Source organism: Streptococcus parapneumoniae (assembly GCF_037076355.1).
Lineage (GTDB): Bacteria > Bacillota > Bacilli > Lactobacillales > Streptococcaceae > Streptococcus > Streptococcus parapneumoniae.
In genome coordinates this window covers 286,853-311,744 of the sequence record NZ_AP026968.1, presented here as the reverse complement: position 1 = coordinate 311,744, position 24,892 = coordinate 286,853, and the positions used below count along the sequence as shown (strand labels likewise).

Annotated in this window: 25 protein-coding genes and 1 tRNA gene; 3 read left to right on the top strand and 23 right to left on the bottom strand. The window is 43.3% G+C overall.

Annotated features, from left to right (window positions below):
• Positions 1-19 precede the first annotated feature (19 nt).
• A complete protein-coding gene (gene rpoB / locus SP4011_RS01725) occupies positions 20-3,631 on the bottom strand; it encodes a DNA-directed RNA polymerase subunit beta (RefSeq protein WP_338619585.1) in 3,612 nt (1,203 codons plus the stop codon).
• Positions 3,632-4,045: 414 nt separating this feature from the next.
• Here rpoB and SP4011_RS01720 point away from each other — a divergent pair.
• Positions 4,046-4,116 (top strand) — tRNA-Cys (locus tag SP4011_RS01720).
• Positions 4,117-4,362: 246 nt separating this feature from the next.
• Here SP4011_RS01720 and SP4011_RS01715 read toward each other — a convergent pair.
• The 11 genes from SP4011_RS01715 to SP4011_RS01665 form a co-directional block, all read right to left on the bottom strand.
• Positions 4,363-5,694 (bottom strand): hemolysin family protein, encoded by a 1,332-nt coding sequence (locus SP4011_RS01715; protein WP_338619583.1) that lies wholly within the window; start codon positions 5,692-5,694, stop codon positions 4,363-4,365.
• Positions 5,695-5,846: 152 nt separating this feature from the next.
• Complete coding sequence (locus SP4011_RS01710; RefSeq protein WP_338619581.1) at positions 5,847-6,671, bottom strand: DNA/RNA non-specific endonuclease; 825 nt, start codon at positions 6,669-6,671, stop codon at positions 5,847-5,849.
• Positions 6,672-6,709: 38 nt separating this feature from the next.
• Positions 6,710-6,898: a DNA-directed RNA polymerase subunit beta gene (locus SP4011_RS01705; protein WP_044012464.1), complete on the bottom strand. Its 189-nt coding sequence runs from the start codon at positions 6,896-6,898 to the stop codon at positions 6,710-6,712.
• The gene (gene murA / locus SP4011_RS01700; RefSeq protein ID WP_000358020.1) at positions 6,891-8,174 is read right to left on the bottom strand and encodes a UDP-N-acetylglucosamine 1-carboxyvinyltransferase; all 1,284 of its coding nucleotides are present in this window, start codon (positions 8,172-8,174) and stop codon (positions 6,891-6,893) included. Before murA ends, SP4011_RS01705 begins: the two co-directional genes overlap by 8 nt.
• A gap of 23 nt (positions 8,175-8,197) precedes the next feature.
• Positions 8,198-8,428, bottom strand: coding sequence for a DUF1146 family protein (locus SP4011_RS01695; protein ID WP_014017351.1), 231 nt, complete (start codon positions 8,426-8,428; stop codon positions 8,198-8,200).
• A 57-nt stretch (positions 8,429-8,485) separates the two neighbouring features.
• Positions 8,486-9,523, bottom strand: coding sequence for a SepM family pheromone-processing serine protease (locus tag SP4011_RS01690; protein WP_000727282.1), 1,038 nt, complete (start codon positions 9,521-9,523; stop codon positions 8,486-8,488).
• Positions 9,507-9,995, bottom strand: coding sequence for a pantetheine-phosphate adenylyltransferase (gene coaD, locus SP4011_RS01685; protein ID WP_001280725.1), 489 nt, complete (start codon positions 9,993-9,995; stop codon positions 9,507-9,509). Before coaD ends, SP4011_RS01690 begins: the two co-directional genes overlap by 17 nt.
• Positions 9,985-10,524, bottom strand: a complete 540-nt coding sequence (gene rsmD / locus SP4011_RS01680) for a 16S rRNA (guanine(966)-N(2))-methyltransferase RsmD (RefSeq protein WP_000706954.1) — start codon at positions 10,522-10,524, stop codon at positions 9,985-9,987. The genes coaD and rsmD overlap by 11 nt, the downstream gene beginning before the upstream one ends.
• A gap of 64 nt (positions 10,525-10,588) precedes the next feature.
• A complete protein-coding gene (asnA, locus tag SP4011_RS01675; protein ID WP_000748004.1) occupies positions 10,589-11,581 on the bottom strand; it encodes an aspartate--ammonia ligase in 993 nt (330 codons plus the stop codon).
• 112 nt (positions 11,582-11,693) lie between these two features.
• Positions 11,694-12,377, bottom strand: coding sequence for a Bax inhibitor-1/YccA family protein (locus tag SP4011_RS01670; RefSeq protein WP_001016914.1), 684 nt, complete (start codon positions 12,375-12,377; stop codon positions 11,694-11,696).
• 55 nt (positions 12,378-12,432) lie between these two features.
• Entirely contained in the window at positions 12,433-13,173 is a 741-nt protein-coding gene (locus SP4011_RS01665) for a TrmH family RNA methyltransferase (RefSeq protein WP_000152696.1), read from the bottom strand.
• A 33-nt stretch (positions 13,174-13,206) separates the two neighbouring features.
• Between SP4011_RS01665 and SP4011_RS01660 the strand changes: the two genes are divergently transcribed.
• Positions 13,207-13,485, top strand: coding sequence for an acylphosphatase (locus SP4011_RS01660; protein ID WP_001174618.1), 279 nt, complete (start codon positions 13,207-13,209; stop codon positions 13,483-13,485).
• Positions 13,486-13,562: 77 nt separating this feature from the next.
• Positions 13,563-14,489, top strand: a complete 927-nt coding sequence (yidC, locus tag SP4011_RS01655; RefSeq protein WP_338619575.1) for a membrane protein insertase YidC — start codon at positions 13,563-13,565, stop codon at positions 14,487-14,489.
• A 271-nt stretch (positions 14,490-14,760) separates the two neighbouring features.
• Here the strand turns inward: yidC and pflA are convergent, their stop codons facing one another.
• The 11 genes from pflA to SP4011_RS01600 form a co-directional block, all read right to left on the bottom strand.
• Positions 14,761-15,555, bottom strand: coding sequence for a pyruvate formate-lyase-activating protein (gene pflA, locus SP4011_RS01650; protein WP_001288289.1), 795 nt, complete (start codon positions 15,553-15,555; stop codon positions 14,761-14,763).
• 125 nt (positions 15,556-15,680) lie between these two features.
• A complete protein-coding gene (locus SP4011_RS01645; protein ID WP_338619572.1) occupies positions 15,681-16,931 on the bottom strand; it encodes a diaminopimelate decarboxylase in 1,251 nt (416 codons plus the stop codon).
• A gap of 66 nt (positions 16,932-16,997) precedes the next feature.
• Positions 16,998-17,825, bottom strand: a complete 828-nt coding sequence (gene purR / locus SP4011_RS01640; protein WP_001825276.1) for a pur operon repressor — start codon at positions 17,823-17,825, stop codon at positions 16,998-17,000.
• Positions 17,826-18,092: 267 nt separating this feature from the next.
• Entirely contained in the window at positions 18,093-19,034 is a 942-nt protein-coding gene (locus SP4011_RS01635; RefSeq protein WP_338619570.1) for a 3'-5' exoribonuclease YhaM family protein, read from the bottom strand.
• Positions 19,024-20,280 (bottom strand): DNA recombination protein RmuC, encoded by a 1,257-nt coding sequence (gene rmuC, locus SP4011_RS01630; RefSeq protein WP_338619568.1) that lies wholly within the window; start codon positions 20,278-20,280, stop codon positions 19,024-19,026. Before rmuC ends, SP4011_RS01635 begins: the two co-directional genes overlap by 11 nt.
• A 1-nt stretch (position 20,281) precedes the next feature.
• The gene (locus SP4011_RS01625) at positions 20,282-20,944 is read right to left on the bottom strand and encodes a thiamine diphosphokinase (RefSeq protein WP_338619566.1); all 663 of its coding nucleotides are present in this window, start codon (positions 20,942-20,944) and stop codon (positions 20,282-20,284) included.
• Positions 20,907-21,563: a ribulose-phosphate 3-epimerase gene (gene rpe, locus SP4011_RS01620; protein WP_338619565.1), complete on the bottom strand. Its 657-nt coding sequence runs from the start codon at positions 21,561-21,563 to the stop codon at positions 20,907-20,909. The genes SP4011_RS01625 and rpe overlap by 38 nt, the downstream gene beginning before the upstream one ends.
• Before the next feature lie 10 nt (positions 21,564-21,573).
• Positions 21,574-22,452: a ribosome small subunit-dependent GTPase A gene (rsgA, locus tag SP4011_RS01615; RefSeq protein WP_338619564.1), complete on the bottom strand. Its 879-nt coding sequence runs from the start codon at positions 22,450-22,452 to the stop codon at positions 21,574-21,576.
• 1 nt (position 22,453) lies between these two features.
• The gene (rsmA, locus tag SP4011_RS01610) at positions 22,454-23,326 is read right to left on the bottom strand and encodes a 16S rRNA (adenine(1518)-N(6)/adenine(1519)-N(6))-dimethyltransferase RsmA (protein ID WP_338619563.1); all 873 of its coding nucleotides are present in this window, start codon (positions 23,324-23,326) and stop codon (positions 22,454-22,456) included.
• 64 nt (positions 23,327-23,390) lie between these two features.
• Positions 23,391-23,957 carry a ribonuclease M5 gene (rnmV, locus tag SP4011_RS01605; protein WP_020900841.1) on the bottom strand — a complete coding sequence of 189 codons (567 nt, stop codon included), beginning with the start codon at positions 23,955-23,957 and terminating at the stop codon, positions 23,391-23,393.
• A gap of 2 nt (positions 23,958-23,959) precedes the next feature.
• The gene (locus SP4011_RS01600) at positions 23,960-24,730 is read right to left on the bottom strand and encodes a TatD family hydrolase (RefSeq protein ID WP_338619562.1); all 771 of its coding nucleotides are present in this window, start codon (positions 24,728-24,730) and stop codon (positions 23,960-23,962) included.
• Positions 24,731-24,892 lie beyond the last annotated feature (162 nt).

The window sequence follows — 24,892 nt, the reverse complement described above, 5'->3', positions numbered from 1 at the left end:
TCTATTCTAAGTGAACTGCTTATTCTTGTTCAGCAGCTTCTTCTGTTGCTTCCGCTTTTGTTGCTTTTTCAGCTTCTTCAGCTTCAAAGGCTGCTTTAGCCTCTTGTGCTGCTTTTTCGCGGGCTTTTTCAAGGTCATCTACGTGGATGACATCTTCGTCCATTCCTTCATCCAAGTCACGAAGTTCCACTTCTTGGTCATCTTCGTCTAGGACACGCATGTCAAGACCAAGAGATTGCAATTCTTTGACAAGAACTCGGAAGGATTCTGGAACACCTGGTTTTGGAATTGGTTTTCCTTTTGTAATGGCTTCATAAGCTTTCAAACGTCCGTTGATATCGTCAGACTTGTAAGTCAAGATTTCTTGAAGGACATTTGAGGCACCGTAGGCTTCAAGAGCCCAAACCTCCATCTCACCGAAACGTTGTCCACCAAACTGAGCTTTACCTCCGAGTGGTTGTTGAGTAACGGTTGAGTAAGGTCCGACTGAACGAGCGTGCAATTTATCATCGACCATGTGGTGGAGTTTGATCATGTACATGACACCAACTGACACACGGTTATCAAACGGTTCACCAGTACGTCCATCGTAAAGGATTGTTTTAGCATCACTATCCATACCTGCTTCTTTAACAGTTGACCAAAGGTCTTCAGAACTTGCTCCGTCAAAGACTGGTGTTGCGATGTGAATACCAAGAGTACGAGCTGCCATACCAAGGTGAAGCTCCATAACCTGACCGATATTCATACGTGATGGCACCCCAAGTGGGTTCAACATGATGTCGACTGGAGTTCCATCTAGAAGATAAGGCATGTCTTCTACAGGAACGATACGAGAGACAACCCCTTTGTTTCCGTGACGTCCGGCCATCTTATCTCCGACCTTGATCTTACGTTTTTGAGCGATGTAGACACGAACCAGCATGTTAACACCTGATTGCAACTCATCTCCATTTGCACGTGTAAAGATCTTGACATCACGAACGACACCATCGGCACCGTGTGGTACACGAAGAGAAGTATCACGCACTTCACGAGACTTGTCTCCGAAAATAGCGTGCAAGAGACGTTCTTCAGCTGAAAGGTCCTTCTCACCCTTAGGTGTTACTTTACCTACAAGGATATCACCTTCTTTAACCTCAGCACCGATACGGATAATACCCATTTCGTCAAGGTCTTTAAGGGCATCTTCACCAACGTTTGGAATTTCACGAGTAATTTCTTCAGGCCCAAGCTTTGTATCGCGTGTTTCTGATTCGTATTCTTCAAGGTGAACAGATGTGTAGACATCGTCTTTCACCAAGCGTTCGCTCATGATAACGGCATCCTCGAAGTTGTAACCTTCCCATGTCATGTAGGCAACGATTGGGTTTTGTCCAAGCGCCATTTCTCCATTTTCCATAGAAGGTCCGTCAGCGATGAAATCGCCTTTTTCAACGACATCGCCAACTTTAACAAGCGTACGTTGGTTGTAAGCGGTACCTGAGTTTGAACGACGGAATTTTTGGATGTGGTAAACGTCCAATGAACCATCTTCACGACGAACTTCTACCTTGTCAGCATCTGCGTAAGTAACTTTACCATCATACTGAGCAATCACAGCAGCTCCTGAATCGTGGGCTGCTTGGTATTCCATACCAGTACCAACGTAAGGTGCCTGAGGATTGATCAATGGCACAGCCTGACGTTGCATGTTGGCTCCCATGAGGGCACGGTTGGAGTCATCGTTTTCCAAGAAAGGAATACATGCTGTCGCAACGGCAACTACCTGTTTTGGTGATACGTCCATGTAGTCAACAACATTCGCTGGATACTCTTGGTTGACCCCTTGGTGACGTCCCATGACAATCTTCTCAGCAAAGGTTCCATCTTCATTCAGACGAGAGTTTGCCTGAGCTACAGTATATTCATCTTCTTCATCGGCTGTCAACCAAACGATTTCGTTTGTAACAACGCCGGTTTCACGGTCAACCTTACGGTATGGTGTTTGAACAAAACCATACTTGTTCAAATGTCCGTAAGATGACAAGTTATTGATCAAACCGATGTTAGGTCCTTCAGGTGTCTCGATAGGACACATACGACCATAGTGAGTGTAGTGCACGTCACGTACTTCATATCCGGCACGGTCACGAGTCAAACCACCAGGTCCTAAGGCTGACAAACGGCGTTTGTGAGACAACTCAGAAAGTGGGTTGTGTTGGTCCATGAACTGTGACAACTGTGATGAACCAAAGAATTCTTTCACCGCAGCTGTTACAGGACGGATATTGATAATTTGTTGTGGTGTCAAGACTTCGTTATCTTGAACAGACATACGTTCACGGACATTACGTTCCATACGAGAAAGTCCAAGACGTACTTGGTTGGCAAGCAATTCACCAACCGCACGAATACGACGGTTTCCAAGGTGGTCGATATCATCTACACGGCCAAGTCCCTCAGCCAAGTTGAGGAAGTAGCTCATCTCAGCAAGGATATCAGCAGGAGTGACGATACGAACCTTGTCATCTGGATTAGCATTACCAATGATGGTTACAACACGGTCTGGATCAGTTGGTGCAACAACCTTGAATTTTTGAAGAACAACTGGCTCAGTCACAACCGCTGCATCATTCGGAATGTAAACAATCTTGTTCAAGTCACCATCCAAATGGCTTTCAATACTTTCAATCACGCTACGAGTCATGATTGTACCAGCTTCTACCAAGATTTCTCCTGTTTCAGGGTCTACCAATGGCTCAGCAATGGTTTGGTTGAGCAAACGTGTTTTAACATTGAGTTTTTTATTGATCTTGTAACGACCAACTGCTGCTAAGTCATAGCGACGTGGGTCAAAGAAGCGAGCTACAAGCAAGCTACGTGAGCTTTCAGCAGTCTTAGGTTCACCTGGACGAAGGCGTTCGTAGATTTCTTTCAAAGCTTCGTCTGTACGAGAATCCATTGGGTTCTTGTGGATATCTTTTTCAACAGTGTTGCGAACCAATTCGCTATCACCAAAGATATCAAAGATTTCATCATCGCCTGAGAAACCAAGGGCACGAACCAAGGTTGTAAATGGAATCTTACGAGTACGGTCGATACGAGTATAGGCGATGTCTTTTGAGTCGCTTTCAAGTTCCAACCAAGCTCCACGGTTAGGGATAACCGTTGAACCGTAGCCCACTTTACCGTTTTTATCAACTTTATCGTTAAAGTAAACACCTGGTGAGCGCACCAACTGAGATACGATGATACGTTCACCACCATTGATGATGAAGGTACCCATTTCTGTCATGATTGGGAAATCACCAAAGAAAACTTCTTGGGTCTTGATTTCGCCTGTTTCTTTATTGATCAAGCGGAAGGTTACAAAAATTGGTGCTGAGTAGCTAGCATCGTGGATACGAGCTTCTTCTAGCGTGTATTTTGGTTCCTTGATTTCATATCCAACAAATTCCAACTCCATTGTGTCTGTGAAGTTTGAAATTGGCAATACATCTTCAAACACTTCCTTCAGACCATGGTCTAGGAAATCTTTGAATGAGTCAGTTTGAATTTCAATCAAATTTGGTAAGTCAAGAACTTCTTTGATTCTTGAAAAACTACGACGGGTACGATGTTTCCCGTATTGAACGTCATGTCCTGCCAAGATGATTCTCCTTTGTAAATAAGTTCCAAGCCTATCAATCAGGCTTTTCTAATCGTCATATGGTTGTAAAACCCCTATCACCGTGTCCTCTTGACGAATTTTCAGAATCTTTAAGTCTGTGTTACAAATACTCGAAATCCTGAAAAAAAGCACAAAAAGAGCAGCTAAATCTGACTTTTTCAGAAGATTTAACTGCTGTGAGCCTTGTCTGGACAATATTTCAGACAAAACCTACGACAAATGATTATTTACATTATACCCTATTTAGCTAGATTTTTCAAGGGGATTCAGTAGATTTTTGGTAATCTTTTTCCCATAGAAAACTTAGCATCACATTCGAATCACACTATAGTACAAAAAACTGAAAAAGCTATTGACTGAAAATCATTTTCAAGGTATAATAAGAAACGTTAAGGCGGTATAGCCAAGTGGTAAGGCACGGCTCTGCAAAAGCTTGATCGTCGGTTCAAATCCGTCTACCGCCTTCTATAACTTGATTTATCAGGTTTCAAATGAACAGAAAGCCCAATTTGAAGGGCTTTTTTTATTTTTTCTTCTGATAAATACGGATAGTTTTGGGGCAAGTTTGGGGCTGAGTTTTCCCAGAATACGACTTCCCTATGAATTAACCGAAATAGACTCCAGTCTCTCGTGCTCTTTGCTATAAAGTCATTAAAGAACCTTTGAAACTGAAAAAAGCTTCGTCACGCCTGGTGACAAAAGCCTCTAGTTTACTCTGTTTCTTCTTCTATTTCGACTTCGGTAATTTGGACCTTTACCTTGGTAACACGTCCATTCTTCACTTTATCATTGGTTAAGATAAGCTGTTTGTTTTGGCTGACCAATTCATGACTGAGTTTCTCAGTCGTTGGAATGGTTCCAATTCCTGTCAAATAATAACCAGCGATGGTATCAACGTCATCACTTTCCAGTTCAACATCAAAGTAATTATTGAAATCATTGAGGGTCATAGTTCCTTGAACAATATAGGTATCCTCGCCAATCTGATGAACATCTATTGCTGCTTTGTCCGTTTCATCATCGATTTCACCAACAATTTCCTCTAAAAGGTCTTCCAAGGTTAGCAAACCAGCCATCCCACCGTATTCATCCAGCAAGATTGCCATTTGTCTTTGAGTGTTTCGCAATTCTTTTAGCAAGTCATCCACAAAAATAGTTTCAGGTACAAAAAGTGGATCTTGTAAGATTTTCTTCCAAACAATATTATCAAAACCGTCCACAAAACCAGCCTTAAGGAGACTCTTGGTGTGAATGATTCCAATTACATTGTCCTTATCCCCATCATAAACCGGGATACGAGAATAATTTTGTTTTAAAATACTTTGGATAATGGCTTGACTATCATCCTGAATATCCACCATAAAGGCATCCGTTCGAGGAACCATAACCTCTCGTGCCATCAGTTCATCGAGCGAAAAGACACCTTGTAGCATCTCAATCTCATCAGCATCCAATGTTTCTTCACTATTTGTCAGCATATAGGCAATTTCATCACGGGTCATCTTTTCATCCGCATCATCGAATGACATAGGAGTCAAATGGCTCAAGAAATTGGTCGAAGCAGCTAAAAGCCAAACAAAAGGACTGACTAGTTTTCCGATCCCAATGATAACCGGCGCTGTACGAATTGCCAAGGCATCCTTTAGATTAAGAGCGATTCTCTTAGGATATAATTCCCCAAAAACGATGGAAATATAGGTCAAAAATGCCAAGGATAGAAAAGTTGCCACGGCTTGTGCTGTTTCGCCATTCCCAAGCCAAGAGGCAATCACACGTCCTAGAGTATCAGCTAAACTCGCCCCTGATAAGATTGTAATCAGGGTGATTCCTACCTGAATGGTTGATAAAAAGTGGTTAGGATTTTCTAGTACCTTCAGCAGGCGGATGTAGCGTCTGTCTCCTTCTTCCGCCTTTTGTTCAACCCGCGCACGATTAAGAGAAACCATGGCCATTTCTGTGGCTGAGAAAAAGGCATTTAATACCGTCAAGATAAACAATAAAACAAATTGTAGCAACAAATTCTGACTACTTGGGTCTTCCATAGTTCTTCTCCTAAAATAGTATCTTGTCACTTATTATATCACAAAAATTAGCTCAGTACATATTATTTTTTCTTAGTACCTATTCTATCCCTGCTTAAACTAGAAAAAAGAACTCCTACATCCATAAGTGACATAGGAGTTTATTTTGTATTTTACTGAGTAACAGTGACTTCTCCAGTTCGGTAATCCAGTTGAAGCCCTTTTTGAACATTGGGAACTAGGACATTAAATTCCAATTCTCCGTCTGAAGACTTGGCTTCAATCTGTGAAGCTGAGGGAACTAAATCCTCGTTTGAAGCATAATAAAGAGTTACACGGTAACGGACACGCTTGTTTTGGTCCAAGGCTTTACGCACCTTGCTTTCATAGTAGTTTTGACCAGTCGAATCCTCGGCCTGCGCCTGATTTGCCCAGGCTGTCTGAACAGCAATGTTTTTAGGATTGCTTGTTGAGGCATCAAAACCATCCAAACCACCGATTAAGGCATAGCCTAACAAATGACCTCTATCGACTGCATGGGTATAAGAGCCCTTTAGATTCTTGACCTGATGCCAACCTGGAGGAGTCCAAGAAGTTGAACCATTCCCAGTTTCTTCACGATTCTTGTACTGACGAGTAGCCTTAGACAAGAGGGCATTAGCTACGGTTGGAACAGTTTCCTTTCCTACTGTCTTTGTCTTATTATCAGCGTAGGGCTTACTTGAAACCTTGGCATTTAGGTTTGTTTTATTACCATTGACGATAAAAGCACCAGCCCCGTTCCACTCCAGACTCCCTTTTATTTGGCTTTTGACTGCGTCTGTTAAGACACTTTCTGCCAATTCTTGACTAGGCGCGTCTGGTGATTGACTTTTCTGACTTATTTTTGTCTTAGCAGCCTGATTGCCTAGTTCATTCTGCTTAATATAATAGCTCCCCGCAGATAAGAGCAATAACACTAGCAAGCCAATCAGTGTCTGTCTTGTTTTTTTGTTCATATTTCTCCTTATCTTTATAAAAAGGCTGGTCTCCCAGCCTAATTTCCTGTAAATTTATGAATCAATTCCTGCCATTTTGCTGGAGACAGGATGGCCCATGGATCTTGACCCTTGCCCAAAATTCCATAGCCGACCATTAGACCGATTCCTAGGGCTAGAAGCCCTAAAACCAGTACCAAAATGACTAAAAGTAAACGCTTGACTACGTAGCTTGATTTCTTATTCATCTTCATCATTTGCCTCAATCCGCTGAATCTTAGCACCTAGCTGTGCCAACTTCACATGGAAACGGTAGTAACCTCTATCCAAGTGAACCAATTTACCAACCACAGTTTCTCCCTGTGCTACCAAACCTGTCAAAATCAAGGCTGCACTGGCACGAAGGTCAGTTGAAAGAACTTCTGCTCCCTGCAAAGCTTGTCCACCAACAATACGAGCTGTATCACGGATAATCTCCGAGTGTAAGCCCATACGACGCATTTCTTCTAGGTGTTGGAAACGATTTTCGAAAACTGTCTCCACCATGGTTGATTCGCCTTTTGCAACTGTCATCAAGGCTGTAAATTGAGCCTGCATATCCGTTGGAAATCCTGGGTGGGGCAAAGTTTTTACATGGACAGCTTTTAGATTTTCTAGTTGAGAGCGAACGCGAATGCCTTCAGTCTCCTCCGTCACTCCCACTCCCATTTCAAGCAATTTAGCAATCAAGGGACGGTTGTGCTCCCAAACAGCGTCTTTAATCAAGACATCACCACCAGTCATGGCAGCAGCTACCATAAAGGTTCCTGCTTCGATACGGTCTTGGACTACATTGTGAGTCGTACCATGAAGTTTCTCAACACCAGTAATGGTAATAGTCTCTGTACCAGCACCTTTGACCTTGGCTCCCATTTCATTGAGGAGAATGGCTAGGTCCACAATCTCAGGCTCACGCGCAGCATTTTCAATCACTGTCACCCCATCAGCTAGGGTTGCAGCCATCATCAAGTTCTGCGTAGCACCAACACTTGGAAAATCCATATAGATATGGGCACCATGTAAGTGATCTGCCTTAGCTTCGATATAACCAGCAGTCTGGCTAATCTTAGCCCCCATAGCTTCCAGACCTTTCAAATGAAGATCGATAGGGCGACTACCAATCGTACAACCACCTGGCATGGATACCTTGGCATGACCCACACGGGCAAGGATTGGCCCTAAGACAACTATGGAGGCGCGCATCTTGCTGACATACTTATAAGGGGCTTCCTCAGTGATGTCGCCAGTAGCATCCACCTCAACAAGATGGGCTTCCTCATCAAAGTCAACCTTGGCATTCAAACCACCAACTACCTGATTCATAATAAAGACATCCGACAAGATCGGTACATTCTGTAAGACTGTCTTTCCTTCACTTGCTAGAATAGTCGCTGCCAACAAGGGCAAGACTGCATTCTTTGCTCCTTCGATGGTTACACTTCCTACCAGACGATTATCGCCACCTTGAACCACAATTTTGTCCATACTCGTTTCCTTTACTCTTGATTTTATAATAATCCTCTAAGCGCTTCTTGCCACAACTGATATAGGCTGATAAAGAAAGAACTCAGGATGTAGCCCATGACAATGCTGAAAAAGGCTACTAATAAACGAACTTTTCTTGTATTCTCATCTGTCACTTTTAAAACCTTTTCCCATCTAACAAGATCCTTTAAAAGGTAAAAACTCACATAAATAAAGAGCATGTGACTGCTTAGAGTGAATAATAATTGAACCATTTGACTATTATACCATCTTCTCTGTTTGCGCGCTAGTTTGGAAATCCCCCTCAAAATCTAGGGATTGTTTTTCAAGTAATCAATCGCATCTTGTAGGGTTTTAACGGGCACGATTTTCATATCCGTCTTGATTGTTTTAGCCGCTTCTAGGGCTGTTTGGTAGTTGTTTTTCGCGTCCGGATGCGCCTTTTGTTCTTCTTCGCTAACTGGGTTATCAGGAGCAAAGAAAATAGCGGCACCTGCTCTAGCCGAAGCTACAACTTTCTTGTCAATACCACCAATGTCCCCCACATTCCCATCACGGTCAATGGTACCTGTACCAGCAACAATACGACCATTACGAAGACCTGGGTGAGCTATTTGAGTATAGATAGCTAGACTAAACATGAGACCTGCACTTGGACCACCGATACCAGCTGTTGAAAAGCGAATTGGGACATCACTGGTCACTTCTGTACGGTCAATCAAACCGATTCCAATCCCATTTTTGCCATTTTCTAGAGTAATGATTTTTCCTTCTGCAGACTTGGTTTGCCCATCCTCTTCATAGGTGACCTTGACGGAGTCCCCTAGTTTTTGAGAATTGACGTAATCAATCAAATCTTTGGAACTATCAAAGGTCTGATCATTGACTGCTGTAACTGTATCAGAGATGTTGAGAATCCCTTTAAAGGTCGAATTATCCGTTACAGTCAAGACATAAACCCCAAGGTATTTGAGTTCGATATCTTTACCAGCTGTTTTTAACCCTTGATATTTGGCCATATTTTGCGATGTTTGCATGTAAAATTGATTGATTCGCATAAATTCAACATCGGAAGAGCCACCTGTAGTCTCTTGGGCACTACGAATATCTGTAAAAGGCGTCAACCATGCATAAATCATATGGGCTAAAGTAGCGTGCTGGACACCAACCGTAACGAATTGATAGGCCCCAGCTTCCTTATCTTCTGTGTCATTTACTTTAAGGACTTGGCGAATATCTTCCGAACCACCTGGAACTTCTATATAGTAGGGCAAGGGCACTACAAATGCCAAGAAAGTCACAATTAAGGCCGCAATGACATATAAGGGCCATCTAATCTTTTTTTTCATTTCTTATTTCCTCCAAAATACTCTCGGGAACATAGCAAGCAATATCCTGACCAAATTTCAAAAGCTCTCTAACGCCTGATGAACTGATATAGAGATGTTCAGGTCGACTATGTAAATAAATAGTCTCTATATCAGGAGACAGTTGATGGTTGTAGTAATCAAAACTGGCTTCGTATTGCAAATCCGACGCATTCCTCAAACCCCGCACTAGACAAGTAGCCCCCAGTCTTTTCGCAACATCAACCACCAATTCATCATGAGAAGACACGACTTCAACATTTTCTAAATGTTTCAAAGCCTCTTCTAGCCCCCGTTTACGATTTTCGATAGGGAGAAATCCTTGTTTGTGGGGATTAAAAAAAATACCGACATAAAGCTTATCAAAGAGTCTGCTCGCCCGTTCAATGATATCCAGATGCCCATTTGTCATCGGATCAAATGAGCCTGTGAATAAGCCAATCTTATCTGACATAGACCGTCACCTTACTAATTCCATAAATTTTTTCCTTCCAGATGCCCAGGCAGGCAATTTCTTCTGGAAGCTCAACGGCCTTATCCGTCTCACACACGACCATGACATCTTCAGAAAAAAGCTCTCTCTCAGCCATTTTTTCAATATCTGCTACGATTTGTTCCTTGGCATAAGGAGGGTCTAAGAAAATGAGGTCAAATTCCCCAGATACCTGTTCCAATGCCCTTTCTGCATCCATCTTGAGGAGTTGAAATTTTCCAACTTCCTTGGTCATCTGAATATTTTCAGCTACGATAGCCTGAGCCTTACGGTCTCGTTCCACCAAAACAGCGCTGGACATGCCACGCGATACTGCCTCGATAGATAAACCACCACTACCTGCATAAAGGTCCAAGACTCGTCCCCCTTCAAAGTAGGGACCAATCATGTTAAAAATGGCTCCCCTAACCTTATCCGAAGTAGGTCTTGTCGTCTTTCCTTCTAGTGTCTTGAGGGGACGTCCCCCATAGATTCCTGATACGATTTTCATACCGTTTATTATACCAAATTATGGGCGAAAAGAGAAAGAAAACCGAACCTTGCGGTTCGATTCTCTACAAAATATTTTCGTAAGTATCGCGGACTTCTTGAGGCCAAACACTTGTTTGCACTTCTCCGATGTGTTTCTTGCGAAGTAGGAACATGGCCATCCGAGATTGTCCAATTCCTCCACCGATTGTCAATGGGAATAGGCCGTTCAACAAAGACTTGTGCCATTCCAATTCTAAACGGTCTTCATCACCTGTGATGGCGACCTGACGGCGAAGCGTTTCTTCATCTACACGAATCCCCATAGAAGACAACTCAAAGGCTCCACCTAAAGACTCATTCCAAACAAGAATATCACCATTTAGACCCTTGTAGCCATTTTCAGACTCGCTTGTCCAGTCATCGTAGTCTGGTGCACGCCCATCATGCGGTTTACCATCTGGCAACTCGCCACCGATACCAATCAAAAAGACGGCTCCAAATTCTTTACAAATAGCATTTTCACGTTCTTTCGGTGTCAAGTCTGGGTAGCGTTCTACCAACTCTTCTGTGTGGATAAAGGTGATTTGTTTTGGCAAGATAGACTCAATGTCATAGCGGGCTTCAACAGCTAGTTCTGTCAAACGAATGGCCTTATAAATCTTCTCAACTGTTTCTTTTAGATAAGCGATGTTACGCTTACCATTTGGGATAACCTTCTCCCAGTCCCACTGGTCAACATAAACAGAGTGGGTCGCATCCAACGAGTCTTCGTCTGGACGAAGGGCCTTCATGTGGACGAAAAGACCTTCACCTTCACCAAAACCAAAGCGAGCCAAGGTATGGCGTTTCCATTTAGCAAGGGAGTGCACCACTTCATAAGTAGCATCAGGGATTTGGAGAACCTTGACCGATACGGCGTTCTCCACACCTGATAAGTTGTCCTGCATCCCGTCACCGACCCTGCTCAAAATAGGACCTTGAACTTCGACAACTTCTAACTTATCTTTCAAATACTGGGTAAAAGTGTTTTTGACAAAGGAAATCTCTTCTTGTTGATGGATAAAACTTTTCTTCATAAACTACTCCTCAAAAAATTAATTAAAAACATTATACACCTATTTTCAAGAAAAGGAAAGAGCAAATACGAAAAAAATCAGTGCTCCTTCGAACACTGATGTTAGGGACCTTCTAGTCATTACGACCGAAGATACGTAAAATACTTAGGAAGAGATTGATAAAATCAAGATAGATACTGAGAGCCATTGACACAACCCAACCTGTCGCTACACGACCTTGTGATTGCTCATAAGCAAGGCGAATCTTTTGGTTATCCCAAGCAATCAACCCTGAGAAAACCAAAACCATGGCTACGCTAATCATATAATCAAAGAAGCCACTAGCCAAGAAAATATTGACTACCATAGCAATCAGTAAACCAATGAGAGCCGCCATCATCGCTCGACCAAGGCCACTCAAATCTTTCTTGGTGAAGATACCAACTGCCGCCATGACAAAGAAGAGAAGGGCGCTCGATACAAAGGCAGATAAAACTGTACCCGGAGTATAGAAGGCCACCACAAAACTGAGTGTAAAACCGTTTAAAACAGAGTAAAGTAAAAATACTGGAAGAGCAGCTGGACTATTCCTTGAAGCCATGCTACTGGCAACGAAAACCAAGGCCAACTCCGCAAAAGTAGCAATGGTCAACCAGAGACGCCCCTGCATCAAAAAGTAAACCAACTGAGACTGAAAGACCGTCAACATAAGGCCTGATACCAAAGCAGATAGTCCGATTCCTAGACCAACAAAGGCATAAACCTTAGCGTAAAATTGATTGAGACCTGCACGGTCATGTATAATAGTGTGATTCATCCTTTTCTCCTTTTCTATGAACATCTTTCCTTGATTATAACAAAAAAAGTTAAAATTAGCTTAAATGGAAAATCAAAATACCAGCTGCAATGGCAACATTCAAACTCTCCGCCTGCCCCTTCATGCTAATATGGACCAACTGGTCTGCACTTTCAGCCATAAGGGGACTAATTCCTTGACCCTCATTTCCCATGACTAGTACAAAATTTTCTATAGGAGGCAGTTCTCTGTAATCAACAGAATCTTTAGATAGGGTTGTTGCTAGCACTGGGATAGCTGCCTTTTTAGCTTCCTCGAGAAGCGCTTGACTAGACATCCGGTAAATAGGCAGATGAAAATGACTGCCTTGCATGGAACGTAGAGTCTTGAGACTGTAGATGTCTGCCGACTTTTCTGAAACAATCACTCCTGTATAGCCTGCTGCATCCGCAGTCCGAATGATCGTTCCCACATTACCAGGATCTTGCACATCTTCCAAAAACAAGAACTTGCCCTGACTCAAATCAGCTTGTACTACTTCTTCTTTTTGAACCACCGCAACAATTCCCTGAGGAGTCTGAGAATCTGCCAAATCTAGCAAAATATCCTCTGAAACCCAGACAGTTTGCGGAAAAGCAACTAACTGATCTCGGTAATTTTCTAGGGCAAAGATTTTCTCAATCGTCACTCCAGCTTGAACAGCTTCTTCAAACAAGTGCCAGCCTTCAATCAAATAGGAAGACTTGCGGTATTTTTTTTGGTGTAATTTCTTGGCATTTTTTACCACAGAATTGGCTTTTGAGGTTATAATAGTCATAGAAATATTATAACACAATCAAAGGGGTTTGGTATGCAAAAGGTTAGAATGATTGCCCAAGGTAGGGTGCAAGGAGTCGGCTTTCGTTGGGGTGTTTACAGCCTGGCGCTTGAAATTGGTGGCATCACAGGTCGAGTGTGGAATAACGACAATGGCACAGTGGAAATCTTAGCCCAAGCAGACTCATCTGCTATCATGGCAAAATTTATCCAAGAAATCCGCAAAGGACCCACACCTTTTTCAAAAGTCAGCTACTTAGATGTCAAACTGAGCAACTTTCCTCCCTACTCTGACTTTAAAATCGCAAATTAGGTCTCTAGAACTATTGTATATTTTGTAAAAAAACAGTAGAATAGAAAGGTATAATTTTTAAAGAAGGAATAAAAACAGTGAAATCTATTAAACGTTTTGCACTCTCAGCTATGGGAGTGGCTATGTTGCTTGTCTTGACTGGCTGTGTCAATGTTGATAAATCCACAGGCCAGCCAACAGGAGTCATTTGGAATACTTTCGGAGCGCCTATGGCTGAAGCTATCAAGTACTTCGCCAATGATAAAGCTCTAGGCTTTGGTGTCGCTATCATTATCGTAACCATTATCGTGCGCTTGATTATCTTGCCACTTGGTATCTACCAATCATGGAAGGCAACGCTTCACTCTGAAAAGATGAACGCCCTCAAGCATGTCCTTGAGCCACACCAAACTCGTCTCAAGGAAGCGACTACTCAAGAAGAAAAACTCGAAGCCCAACAAGCTCTCTTTGCTGCTCAAAAAGAGCATGGCATCAGTATGTTTGGTGGTGTAGGATGTTTCCCTCTCCTCCTTCAAATGCCTTTCTTCTCTGCTATCTACTTTACTGCCCAACATACTGAAGGTGTTGCTCAAGCAAGCTACCTAGGCATTCCTCTAGGCTCTCCAAGTATGATTTTGGCTGCCTGCGCTGGTGTCCTTTACTATCTTCAATCACTCCTTTCACTTCACGGAGTAGAGGATGAAACGCAAAGAGATCAAATCAAGAAAATGGCTTACGTGAGCCCAGTCATGATTGCCGGCTTCTCCCTCATCTCACCAGCTAGTGTCACACTTTATTGGGTTGTTGGTGGCTTCATGATGATTCTCCAACAGTTTATCGTCAACTATATCGTTCGTCCAAAACTTCGCAAAAAAGTCCGTGAAGAACTGGCCAAGAATCCACCAAAAGCAAGTGCTTTCTCTAAACCAAGTGGACGAAAAGACGTTACCCCTGAACAACCAACTGCTATCACAAGCAAGAAAAAACACAAAAATCGCAACGCTGGAAAACAACGTTCGAGATAAGAAGAAAAAGGCTTAGCTGATTTGCTAAGTCTTTTTTGCAAGTCATACTCTTCGAAAATCTCTTCAAACCACGTCAGCTTCGCCTTGCCGTACGTATGGTTACTGACTTCGTCAGTTCTATTCACAACCTCAAAACAGTGTTTTGAGCTAACTTCGTCAGTTCTATCTACAACCTCAAAGCAGTGCTTTGAGCAACCTGCGGCTAGCTTCCTAGTTTGCTCTTTGATTTTCATTGAGTATCAAAAGCCCGATGTTTCCATCAGGCTTCTTTTTATCCATGTACACGTTTCATATAGTCTTGGTAACTTTCGGTATCCATGAGTTGTTTAGCGTTCTTGACGCGATCTGCTGTTGGTGGTTTAACCCCTTCGAGTGAATATGGAATTCCCAATTCACGCCATTTGAATTCTCCCATGGTGTGATAAGGCAGAATTTCAAACTTATCAACATTTTTAAGGGTCTTGACAAACTTCCCAAGTTCAATCAAGTCATCATCTCTGTCTGTCAAGCCTGGAACTAGCACGTGGCGAATCCAGACAGGTTTTCCAATATCTGATAGATACTGGGCACAGGCCAGGATGTTTTTATTGGTTTGGCTAGTAACAATCTTGTGCTGTTCTTCGTTGATTTCCTTGATATCCAAAAGAACCAAGTCAGTGACAGCCATGAGTTTGTCAAACTTCTCAAGGTAACGTGGTTTATTACGGAAAGGCAACGCACAGGTATCCAAGGTACAGTGGATTCCTTGTTCCTTAGCCTTAGTGAATAGGGCAATCAGGAAATCAATCTGCAAGAGGGCTTCTCCTCCACTGACTGTAATCCCACCCTTATTTCCCCAGAAACCGCGGTAGCGCAAGGCCTCTGTCAAGACATCATCTACCGTCCGTTCACGTGACTTATTGGACTCCATAGCCCAAGTGTCTGGGTTGTGGCAATACTGGCAACGCATGTGACAGCCCTGCAAAAAGACAATAAAGCGAATACCAGGCCCATCTACTGACCCAAAGCTTTCTGTCGAATGCACCATTCCTGTCACTTGTCCATAATCAATTGTTTCTTCAGACATATCGTTACCTTCCTTGAAAACGTTTTATAGTTTTATTATATCATGACTTGAAGGAAAAACAAGATTTTTGCCTATTTTTTAGAAAGCAATCTGTTTTTCAATTTCATTTTCAATTACTTCTCATTTTATTCTTCAAAATCAAAACCATACAAGGTTGCAAAATAGTCCTCAGGGCACTCTGCTCGGCGGATTTGACGGGCTTTACCTTCTTCGGTATAGAGGATTTCCGCAGAACGAAGTTTGGCGTTGTACTGGTAGCCCATTGAAAATCCGTGGGCACCTGTATCATGAATGACCAGCAAATCACCGATTTCTGTATGAGGCAGTTCGCGATTCACTGCAAATTTATCATTGTTTTCGCAGAGTGAGCCGACCACATCTACCACTTCAGCTGGTCCATCTGGATGGGTCACGTTAGTAATGTGATGATAAGCTCCATACATAGCTGGACGCATGAGGTTGACTGCTGATGCATCCACACCCAGATAAGTACGGTAGGTTTCTTTCTTATGAGTCACTCTTGTAACCAAAGCACCGTGAGGGGCTAGCATAAAACGACCCAATTCGGTGAAAATCTTAACCTGACCAAGACCTGCTGGCGTAAGAACTTCTTCATAAACCTTACGAACCCCCTCACCAATCAAGGCAATATCATTTGGCTCCTGATCAGGACGATAATTGACACCAATACCGCCAGAAAGATTGATAAAGTCTAGCGAAATGCCCAACTTTTCCTTGATTTCAACAGCCAATTCAAAAAGCTGACGCGCCAACTCTGGATAATAGAGATGGGTCACAGTATTAGACGCTAGGAAGGAGTGAATCCCAAAGGTCTTAGCTCCTTTTTCCTTCAAGATAGCAAAAGCTTCAAAGAGCTGGTCCTTGGTCATGCCAAACTTGGCTTCTCCAGGATTGTCCATAATGTCTGTCCCCAGTTCAAAAACGCCTCCAGGATTGTAACGACATGAGATGATTTTTGGAATGCCTGCTGCTCTCTCCAGATGTTCAATATCTTCAAAGGCATCCAAGTTAATGGTCGCACCCAATTCACGCGCATAGGCGTATTCCTTGTCTGGCGTGTTGTTGGAAGAGAACATAATCTCAGAACCAGGGAAATTCAGTTTATGGCTCATCAAAAGCTCTACGTAACTAGAGCAGTCCACACCACAGCCTTCCTCTTGGAGAATTTTCAAAATAGCTGGTGTTGGAGTAGCCTTAACCGCAAAATATTCCTTAAAGCCCTTATTCCACGAAAAGGCTTGGTTAACAGCTCTTGCCTTCTCACGAATTCCCTTCTCATCATACAAGTGAAAGGGAGTCGGGAACTCGGCAACAATCGCTTCTAACTCTTCTTTATTGATAAATGGTGTTTTCATAAGTTTCCTTCTATTCTATTTGCAAAGAAAGGCTGGGACAATCGTTCCAACCTTTAGTTCTATCTCTTATTTATCTTCGTCAAAGATATTGCCAACCTCAACATCAATGGCTTGGTTCTTGACATCAATATTGGTTACCTTCAAGAGTGACTTGTAATCAAACTGCTTTTCACGTTCTTCTTGGGCATTGTCCGCAAAGACCGCTACACCAGCCAATTCTGAATCAAACTCACGCAAGAGACTAATCATCCCGTTGACAGTTCCGCCACCTTTCAAGAAGTCATCCACAATCAAGACACGGCTTCCTGCCTTGAGACTGCGTTTTGAAAGGAACATTTTTTCAATACGGTCACCACTTGAACCTGAAACATAGTTGACGCTGACAGTTGAACCTTCGGTAATTTTCAAGTCACGGCGCACAATAACAAAAGGAACATTGAGGACATTGGCAACTGCATTTGCAAGTGGCACACCCTTGGTCGCTACTGTCATAACCGCGTCAATTTTTTGGTCCATAAAGCTCTTGGCAATAATGCGTCCAATATTTTTCAAGATAGCTGGTGTGCTAAGCAAATCTGACAAGTAGATATAGCCACCTGGCAAGATACGGTCACTTTCTGACAACTTGGCACGCAAGTCTTCAACCATTTCCTTGGCATCATGGCTTGAGATTGATGGTGTGAAAATGACACCTCCGCCAGCACCAGTTACTGTCTGGATGTGACCAATTTCAATTTCCTCAAAGGCGCGTTTGATAATCACGATATCTTCTGAGATGGATGATTTAGCAGATTCATACTTTTCAGCAAAAGTATTGAGACTAGTTAGTTTATAAGGATGATTAATCAAATAGTTGGAAATGACAACCATCCGATCACTTCTTCTTAATTTCATTTCTATTTCCTATTCCATTTTTATTCAAAAAATCAAAAAAGCAAACTAGAAAGCTGGTCGCTGGTGGTTCAAAACACTGTTTTGAGATTGTCGATAGAACTGACAATTCCTGTAATATACCTGCATATATACATACGACAAGGCGATGCTAGCCTAGTTTGAAGAGATTTTCGAAGAGTATTCATTTTTGTCTTTTACTTATTATACCATATTCACATAAAAAAACGAACATTCTTATCCTAAAAAATGCTCATTTTTCTTAAATTATTAATCTAAATCTGGTTTATAGAAGGAACGATTATCCATAGCGAAGATTTTATTGGTCATCTCTCCCTTATCCACCAAAGCCAGAGCTGTTGACATCATCATCATGCTGGCATCCAGATTGTCAATCATATGGATAATCTCTGCTTCCATAATGCGTGGACGGACTGGGCTTCCATACTCAAGTAAGCCGTGGTGACTGAGGATGACATGGCGGAGCAAAACGACTTCTTCCTTGGTATCATCAATGCCGAGTTCCATAACTGTCTTGGTAATTTCACTATCAATCAGAGCGATATGTCCAAGAAGATTACCTCGCACTGTATACTCGGTCTGGTCTGGTCCCGTCAACTCGATGACCTTAGCCAAGTCATGCAGCATAATCCCAGCATAGAGCAGACTCTTATTGAGCTGAGGATAGACTTCGCTAATAGCATCTGCCAAACGCACCATGGTTGCCGTATGATAAGCCAAACCCGTTTCAAAGGCATGGTGGTTGGTCTTGGCAGCTGGATAAGAATAGAATTCCTTATCATACTTGGTGTAAAGATTTCGGACAATCCGTTGCCAGATAGGATTTTCAATTTTAAAAATCATTTGCGACATGTAGTCACGGATTTCCTTGACATCAACTGGTGACTTGACCTTAAAATCAGCTGGATCATTGGGTTCGCCAGGTTGAGGCAAGCGGAGGGTAATTTGATTGACTTGAGGGGTGTTGTTATAAACTTCTCGGCGACCTTTCATGTGGACAACCTTACCTGCAGTAAAGGCCTCAACGTTATGAGGTTGAGCATCCCAGAGCTTTCCATCAATCTCGCCACTATCATCTTGGAAGGTAAAAGCTAGGTAATTTTTCCCAGCGCGAGTTTGTCTCAGGTCAGCTGATTTGATTAGGTAAAAGCCTTCAAATAGCTCATCTTTTTTCATGTGACTAATCTTCATATTCTTCCTCATTTTCTTGGAAATGGAGTAGATCAAGCGCAGGCTCACCTTCTGACAACTCAATGTGACGGAGCGTACGCTCGATAGCTGTGGTACGACGGTTTAATAATTCATCAATATTGCCCGAGGCATGTTGGAGATGCTTTTGTGCCTTGACCAGAATACCACCAAACTTGCCAAACTCGGTCTTGACACTGGCAAGAGTCTTACTGATATGGTCGGCACTCTTTTGGATATTGAGAGTTTTGAATCCAACTGATAGGGAATTGAGGAGAGCTGACAGGGTACTTGGCCCTGCGACAATAATCTGCTCCTCCCGTCTCAAGTCATCAAAGAAGACAGGATTGCGGACGATTTCTGAGTAAAGTCCCTCTGTCGGAACAAACAAGATTCCAAAATTGGTCGTCCGAGGCGGTGCTATGTACTTGCTCTTGATATCCTTGGCAAAGCGCTTGACGCTTGCTAAGAGTGACTTACGACAGCGTTCGATTTCGTCCTTGTCACCTGCTTCATAGGCTTCTTCCAAGCGGTAATAATCTTCCAATGGAAACTTGGAGTCAACTGGTAAGTAGACATATTCCTGGTCGCCTTGCCCAGGTAACTTGATAGCGTACTCCACTCGTTCACTGGAGTTTTCAACCGTTGCATATTCTCGTTCATACTGGGCAGGAGTCATGATGTCTTCGATGATTTGCCCCAGTTGCAATTCTCCCAGAATCCCTCGCGTCTTGGTTCCAGAGAGAACCTTGTTGAGGGCGCCGACATCGCGGGCAACTGTCTGCATTTCTCCAAGGCCACGATTGACTGACTCCAGTTGTTTGGAAACTGTCTCAAAGGAAGCCTGCAAGCGTGTCTGTAAGGTCTTTTCTAGTTTTTCCTCGACTGTCTGGCGCATTTGTTCCAAACGTTGCTCATTGGATTCCTGCAGGGCTTGAAGGCGTTGGTCAGTCTTATCTCTAGTTTGCAAGAGATTATCTGTCATTTCTTGACGGACCTGAGTCAGACCTTGGTGCAATTCCATTCGCACTTCTTGCAAACGGTCGCTAACAGCCACTTCCAAATCTTTTTGGTCCAACTGACTGGCTTGTCTGGCTTGTTCAAAACGGTAATCCAACTGGTCTGACAAGTGATCTGCCTGATCCTCCAAGCTCTTGGTCAGATGTTTTTCCTGCTTATCCTGCCTTTGCCAAATCAGAAAGAGACCAGCTAGGTTGGCAATCAATAATAGAACAAGTAAACTTTCCATCCTACCTCCTGTCCTTGCTATGCAGCACGACCACATAGCCATCTGGGCAAGTCACTGACACTTCCCTATCTATATATTCGTTAGAAGCGTACACTTTTTTAAAGAAAAAATTCTCCTCTGTCAACTCATACTTAGCTCCGAGAATAGTCAGCTGGCTATCCCGAACCGGCATAAAGGCTAGATAGTCATAGTCCGAGCGGGGTTCTAGCTGACTGGTCCCTTCTGGACAATAGGCAATCAAATTTTGCCCATCCTCAATTTCTATCTGCCGCATATAAGGCGCCAACTTGGGATTGCTAGGCAGAAAGACATTGGCCAACATATGGTCAATACGGCCACCCAAAGCACCGAAAATAGTGACCTGAGCCTGAGGATTTTGCTCAAAAATAGTCAAGAGAGCCAATTCCAGATCTGTATCATCCTTTTCTGGTCGGGCTTGGACAAAATGCTGAGCACGTTTTTGAATCAACTGACGCTCTTCTGCAGTAACAGAATCAAAATCCCCAACTGCTAGAGCAAGAGGCAGCTTTTCCTCCAAGACCCAAAGCGAACCTCGATCCACACCGACAAAGCAATCGAAGTCTGTCCGATAATGACCACGGTCTCCACCAGCAAAAACGGCAACCCTAGTCCAGTTGTTTTCTGAGAGTTTGTACTCGCTCATTGACATCTCCCTTAAAGACATAGGAACCTGCTACAAAAACGGTCGCACCAGCTTCTTTGGCTTGAGCAATCGTTTTATCATCAATCCCACCATCCACTTCAATCTCAAAGTTCAAACCTTTTTCCTGACGAAGGGCAACCAACTCACGGACCTTATCCATGGTTTCAGGCAGAAAAGCTTGTCCGCCAAACCCAGGGTTTACTGTCATGACTAAGACTTGGTCAACTAGGTGAAGGACGTGCTTAATCGCCTCGACAGGCGTACCAGGGTTGATGACAACCGAAGGCTTGACACCGAGTGAACGAATCTTTTGGAGGGCACCATGAATATGAGGCGTTGCTTCCACATGGATACTGATGATATCTGCACCTGCACGCGCAAAGTCCTCTAAATGATGCTCAGGATTTGACACCATCAAGTGGCAGTCGAAAACCATCTTACTATGAGGACGAAGAGATTCGACCACACCCGCACCAAAACTGATTTGCGGTACAAAATGACCATCCATAATATCGATATGGGCATACTCCGCCCCAGTTGCTTCTAGGCGTTTAATTTCACGTTCAAAGTTGGCATAATCTGCTGCCAGAATTGACGGAGCAATCTTGTATTGAGACATAGGTTTCTCCTTATTTTGGAATTTTTTTGCTGACTTTTTTATAAGTTTCTCTGCGATTTTCAATCTCACTGAGGAATTGCAGGTAATTATCAAAACGGAAGGTGGTAATGATACCCTCTTCAACAGCTGGCTTGACAGCACAAGACGGCTCATGTGTATGGGTACAAGTGCGGAATTTGCAGTCTCGACTGACACTAGCAATCTCTGGGAAAGCCTGATTGAGGTCTTCAGCCGTTGTTACTTCATAATCCAGTGATGAAAAGCCTGGTGTATCTGCGATTTTACCCCCATTAAGATTGTAAAAACTAACTGCTCGAGTAGTGTGGCGCCCGCGACCCAGACTGTCTGAAATTTCTCCTGTTTCAAGATTGAGATCTGGTGCGATTTTATTGAGAAGAGTTGATTTCCCAACACCTGTCTGCCCCATAAAGACTGTAACCTTGCCTGTTAACAAAGGAAGGAGTTCCTCTTTACTGGTCACAAAGTCATAGCCGATATCACCATAAGTCTGTTCATAAAAATCCAGTTCTCCCCCGTCTCCCAACAAATCCATTTTAGAAATATAGACGATGGGATGGATGCCCTTATGCTCTAAAAGAACCAAGAAACGATCCAGCAAATTGCTGTTAAAATCAGGTTCCTTGACAGACATGATCACCACAGCTTGGTCAATATTGACAATAGGCGGACGGACCAGACTGTTTTTCCGTTCATGAATCTTGAGGATATAGCCTTCTGAATTTTCCTCTGCAGAAAAATCGACCCAGTCTCCAACATAGGGTGTATGACCTTTTTTACGGAAATTTCCACGCGCTCGTGTTTGATAGACCTGGCCATCACTCTCTACATAGTAGAACCCAGCCAAGGCTTTAATGATTTGTCCCTGCATCTTAGAGTCCTTGCCCTTTAAGTGCGTCTGCTAGGCTAGCAAACTCTGCCAAGCTGAGAGCTTCCCCACGTACACTTGGTGACAATCCTGCCTGGTCCAAAGCCTTGGTCAATTTTTCCTTAACTTCTTCAGTCTTGCCAAAGTAGCCTGTCAAGTTATTCCATAAGGTCTTGCGGCGATGGGTGAAACTTGCCTTGGAAACCTTAAAGAAGAAGTTCTCATCTTCTACTACTACGGCTGGTTCTGGACGACGCACCATTTTCAAAATAGCAGAGTCCACGTTTGGTGCTGGCACAAAGACCGTACGAGGTACAATGAAGGCAACCTTGGCAGTCATGTAATACTGCACAGCGATTGACAAACTACCATATGCCTTGGTATTTGGTTGAGCGGAAATGCGGTCCGCTACCTCTTTTTGCATCATGACCACAAACTCACTAAAAGGAATCCCACTCTCGATTAGGTGCATGAGAATAGGCGTCGTGATGTAGTAGGGTAAGTTAGCCACTACCTTGATTGGCAGATCAGGATTTTTAAAATTCTGGATATGTTGCGCCAAGTCAACCTTGAGAATGTCCTCGTTGACCACGGTCACATTATCAAAATCACGCAAGGTATCTGCCAAAATTGGTACCAAACGGTGGTCAATCTCAAAAGCCATGACTTGAGCTGCACGCTCAGCCAGAAACTCCGTTAAGGCACCAATCCCTGGCCCGATTTCGATAACATTAACCTGGCCGTCAATCTCAGCTGTATCCACGATTTTTTGTAGGATATTGGTATCCGTCAAGAAATTTTGCCCAAAGGACTTTTTAAAAGTAAAACCGTGACGCTCCAGCACCGCCTTGGTCACGCTATAATCTGCAATTCTCATCTATTCTCTTTTCTATTATCTGTTACTACTATTGTAACACATTCCCCTTACATTTGGGGTCTGCTTAGCTGTTCTCATAAGATTTCATGGTTTCTTCCACTTCTGCCAAGGTGACCCCAAACAACTCTAGGCGTTTGAGGAGTTGCTTGCCGTTGGAATAGCCAATTCGGAGAGCCTCTCCTAGATATTCTCGTCGCTTACGGCTGTCTGCCCCTGCTAGAAAACCAAGGCGAATCAAGTCGCTACGACTGATGTCAAACTGACTCTCATGTTCAAATTGTTCTGTTACCTGAGCTAGAGCCGTTTTCAGGTCTTCATAGCTGGCATGCTCAATTCCCAGAGAACGTCCCTTGGTTTTGGACTTAGGAACAGCTTCATCTCGCTTGAGAAAGGCATGCTGAACTGTTGGAATGGCTGTCATAATCATGCGTCGAATCCGCTCCCCATTAAAATCTGGGTCTGTAAAGACAATAACTCCATGACGTTGGTGCAGGCGCTGAATCCGCTCTATATCCTGGTCATTGATGGCAGAACCTCGAGTCTCATAGGTCTCTACCTCGAAATAACGTTTGAGATTGGCCGTATCATCGCGACCTTCGACCACGATAACTTGAGAAATTTTCTCTTTCATAATTAACTTTCCAATCCAAAAATTCGTTCTGCATTTGCAGTCGTTGCTACCGCTAGCTCTTCTGTCGTCATACCACGCAAGTCGGCGATAAAGTCCACTACATAGCGAGTATAGGCTGTTTTGTTTTCGCGACCCCGTTTAGGAACAGGAGCTAGGTAAGGCGCATCTGTTTCCACCAAAATCTTGTCCAAAGGTAACTCTTTAGCTACTTCTTGGATGTCAGTTGCCTTCTTAAAAGTCACCACTCCTGAGAAGGAAATGGTCATGCCAAGCTCAACAAACTTCTCTGCCCATTCAAGAGTTCCTGAGAAAGAATGCATAATGCCACCTCGAGGGCCAACTCCCTCGCTCTTGATAATCTCATAGGTATCTTCCAGCGCATCACGGGTATGGACAACAAAAGGCAAATTCAAGTCCTTAGATAGCTGGATCTGACGGCGAAAAACCTGCTCCTGCACCTCTTTTGGTGCTGTCATCCAATGATAATCCAAACCAATCTCACCCAAGGCAACCACCTTTGGATGCTTGAGCTTGTCAAGCAAGTAGGCTTCAATCTCCTCTGTGTAAGTTCCAGCTTCTGTCGGATGCCAACCGATAGTCGCATAGAGCTGCTCATACTCATCTACCAACTCCAAAGCACGCTCAATCGTCGGTTCATCAAAACCAACAATATTCATCTGTGTCACACCCATCTCAGCAGCCAAGGCAATTTCTTCTGCCTCACGACCTGCAAATTCTTCTACATTTAAGTGTGTATGTGTATCAAAAATCATCTCTTCTAACCTCGTTTTCTATCTTCTATTATACCAAAAAAGAGGAGGGGCACCCAATTTTCGGTTTCCCTCCTCTCTTCCATAGAGAGCTATTCTGCTATCTTTTCTGGCTCGATATTGCCCATCTCCTGTCTCACAGTTAGAGACAGAAGAGATTGGCTA

Excerpts from the sequence above, each read along its gene's own strand:
- SP4011_RS01715 (WP_338619583.1), bottom strand. The coding sequence starts at position 5,694 with ATGGAAGACCCAAGTAGTCAGAATTTGTTGCTACAATTTGTTTTATTG.
- SP4011_RS01710 (WP_338619581.1), bottom strand. The coding sequence starts at position 6,671 with ATGAACAAAAAAACAAGACAGACACTGATTGGCTTGCTAGTGTTATTG.
- SP4011_RS01705 (WP_044012464.1), bottom strand. The coding sequence starts at position 6,898 with ATGAATAAGAAATCAAGCTACGTAGTCAAGCGTTTACTTTTAGTCATT.
- murA (WP_000358020.1), bottom strand. The coding sequence starts at position 8,174 with ATGGACAAAATTGTGGTTCAAGGTGGCGATAATCGTCTGGTAGGAAGT.
- SP4011_RS01695 (WP_014017351.1), bottom strand. The coding sequence starts at position 8,428 with ATGGTTCAATTATTATTCACTCTAAGCAGTCACATGCTCTTTATTTAT.
- SP4011_RS01690 (WP_000727282.1), bottom strand. The coding sequence starts at position 9,523 with ATGAAAAAAAAGATTAGATGGCCCTTATATGTCATTGCGGCCTTAATT.
- coaD (WP_001280725.1), bottom strand. The coding sequence starts at position 9,995 with ATGTCAGATAAGATTGGCTTATTCACAGGCTCATTTGATCCGATGACA.
- rsmD (WP_000706954.1), bottom strand. The coding sequence starts at position 10,524 with ATGAAAATCGTATCAGGAATCTATGGGGGACGTCCCCTCAAGACACTA.
- asnA (WP_000748004.1), bottom strand. The coding sequence starts at position 11,581 with ATGAAGAAAAGTTTTATCCATCAACAAGAAGAGATTTCCTTTGTCAAA.
- SP4011_RS01670 (WP_001016914.1), bottom strand. The coding sequence starts at position 12,377 with ATGAATCACACTATTATACATGACCGTGCAGGTCTCAATCAATTTTAC.
- SP4011_RS01665 (WP_000152696.1), bottom strand. The coding sequence starts at position 13,173 with ATGACTATTATAACCTCAAAAGCCAATTCTGTGGTAAAAAATGCCAAG.
- SP4011_RS01660 (WP_001174618.1), top strand. The coding sequence starts at position 13,207 with ATGCAAAAGGTTAGAATGATTGCCCAAGGTAGGGTGCAAGGAGTCGGC.
- pflA (WP_001288289.1), bottom strand. The coding sequence starts at position 15,555 with ATGTCTGAAGAAACAATTGATTATGGACAAGTGACAGGAATGGTGCAT.
- SP4011_RS01645 (WP_338619572.1), bottom strand. The coding sequence starts at position 16,931 with ATGAAAACACCATTTATCAATAAAGAAGAGTTAGAAGCGATTGTTGCC.
- purR (WP_001825276.1), bottom strand. The coding sequence starts at position 17,825 with ATGAAATTAAGAAGAAGTGATCGGATGGTTGTCATTTCCAACTATTTG.
- SP4011_RS01635 (WP_338619570.1), bottom strand. The coding sequence starts at position 19,034 with ATGAAGATTAGTCACATGAAAAAAGATGAGCTATTTGAAGGCTTTTAC.
- rmuC (WP_338619568.1), bottom strand. The coding sequence starts at position 20,280 with ATGGAAAGTTTACTTGTTCTATTATTGATTGCCAACCTAGCTGGTCTC.
- SP4011_RS01625 (WP_338619566.1), bottom strand. The coding sequence starts at position 20,944 with ATGAGCGAGTACAAACTCTCAGAAAACAACTGGACTAGGGTTGCCGTT.
- rpe (WP_338619565.1), bottom strand. The coding sequence starts at position 21,563 with ATGTCTCAATACAAGATTGCTCCGTCAATTCTGGCAGCAGATTATGCC.
- rsgA (WP_338619564.1), bottom strand. The coding sequence starts at position 22,452 with ATGCAGGGACAAATCATTAAAGCCTTGGCTGGGTTCTACTATGTAGAG.
- rsmA (WP_338619563.1), bottom strand. The coding sequence starts at position 23,326 with ATGAGAATTGCAGATTATAGCGTGACCAAGGCGGTGCTGGAGCGTCAC.
- rnmV (WP_020900841.1), bottom strand. The coding sequence starts at position 23,957 with ATGAAAGAGAAAATTTCTCAAGTTATCGTGGTCGAAGGTCGCGATGAT.
- SP4011_RS01600 (WP_338619562.1), bottom strand. The coding sequence starts at position 24,730 with ATGATTTTTGATACACATACACACTTAAATGTAGAAGAATTTGCAGGT.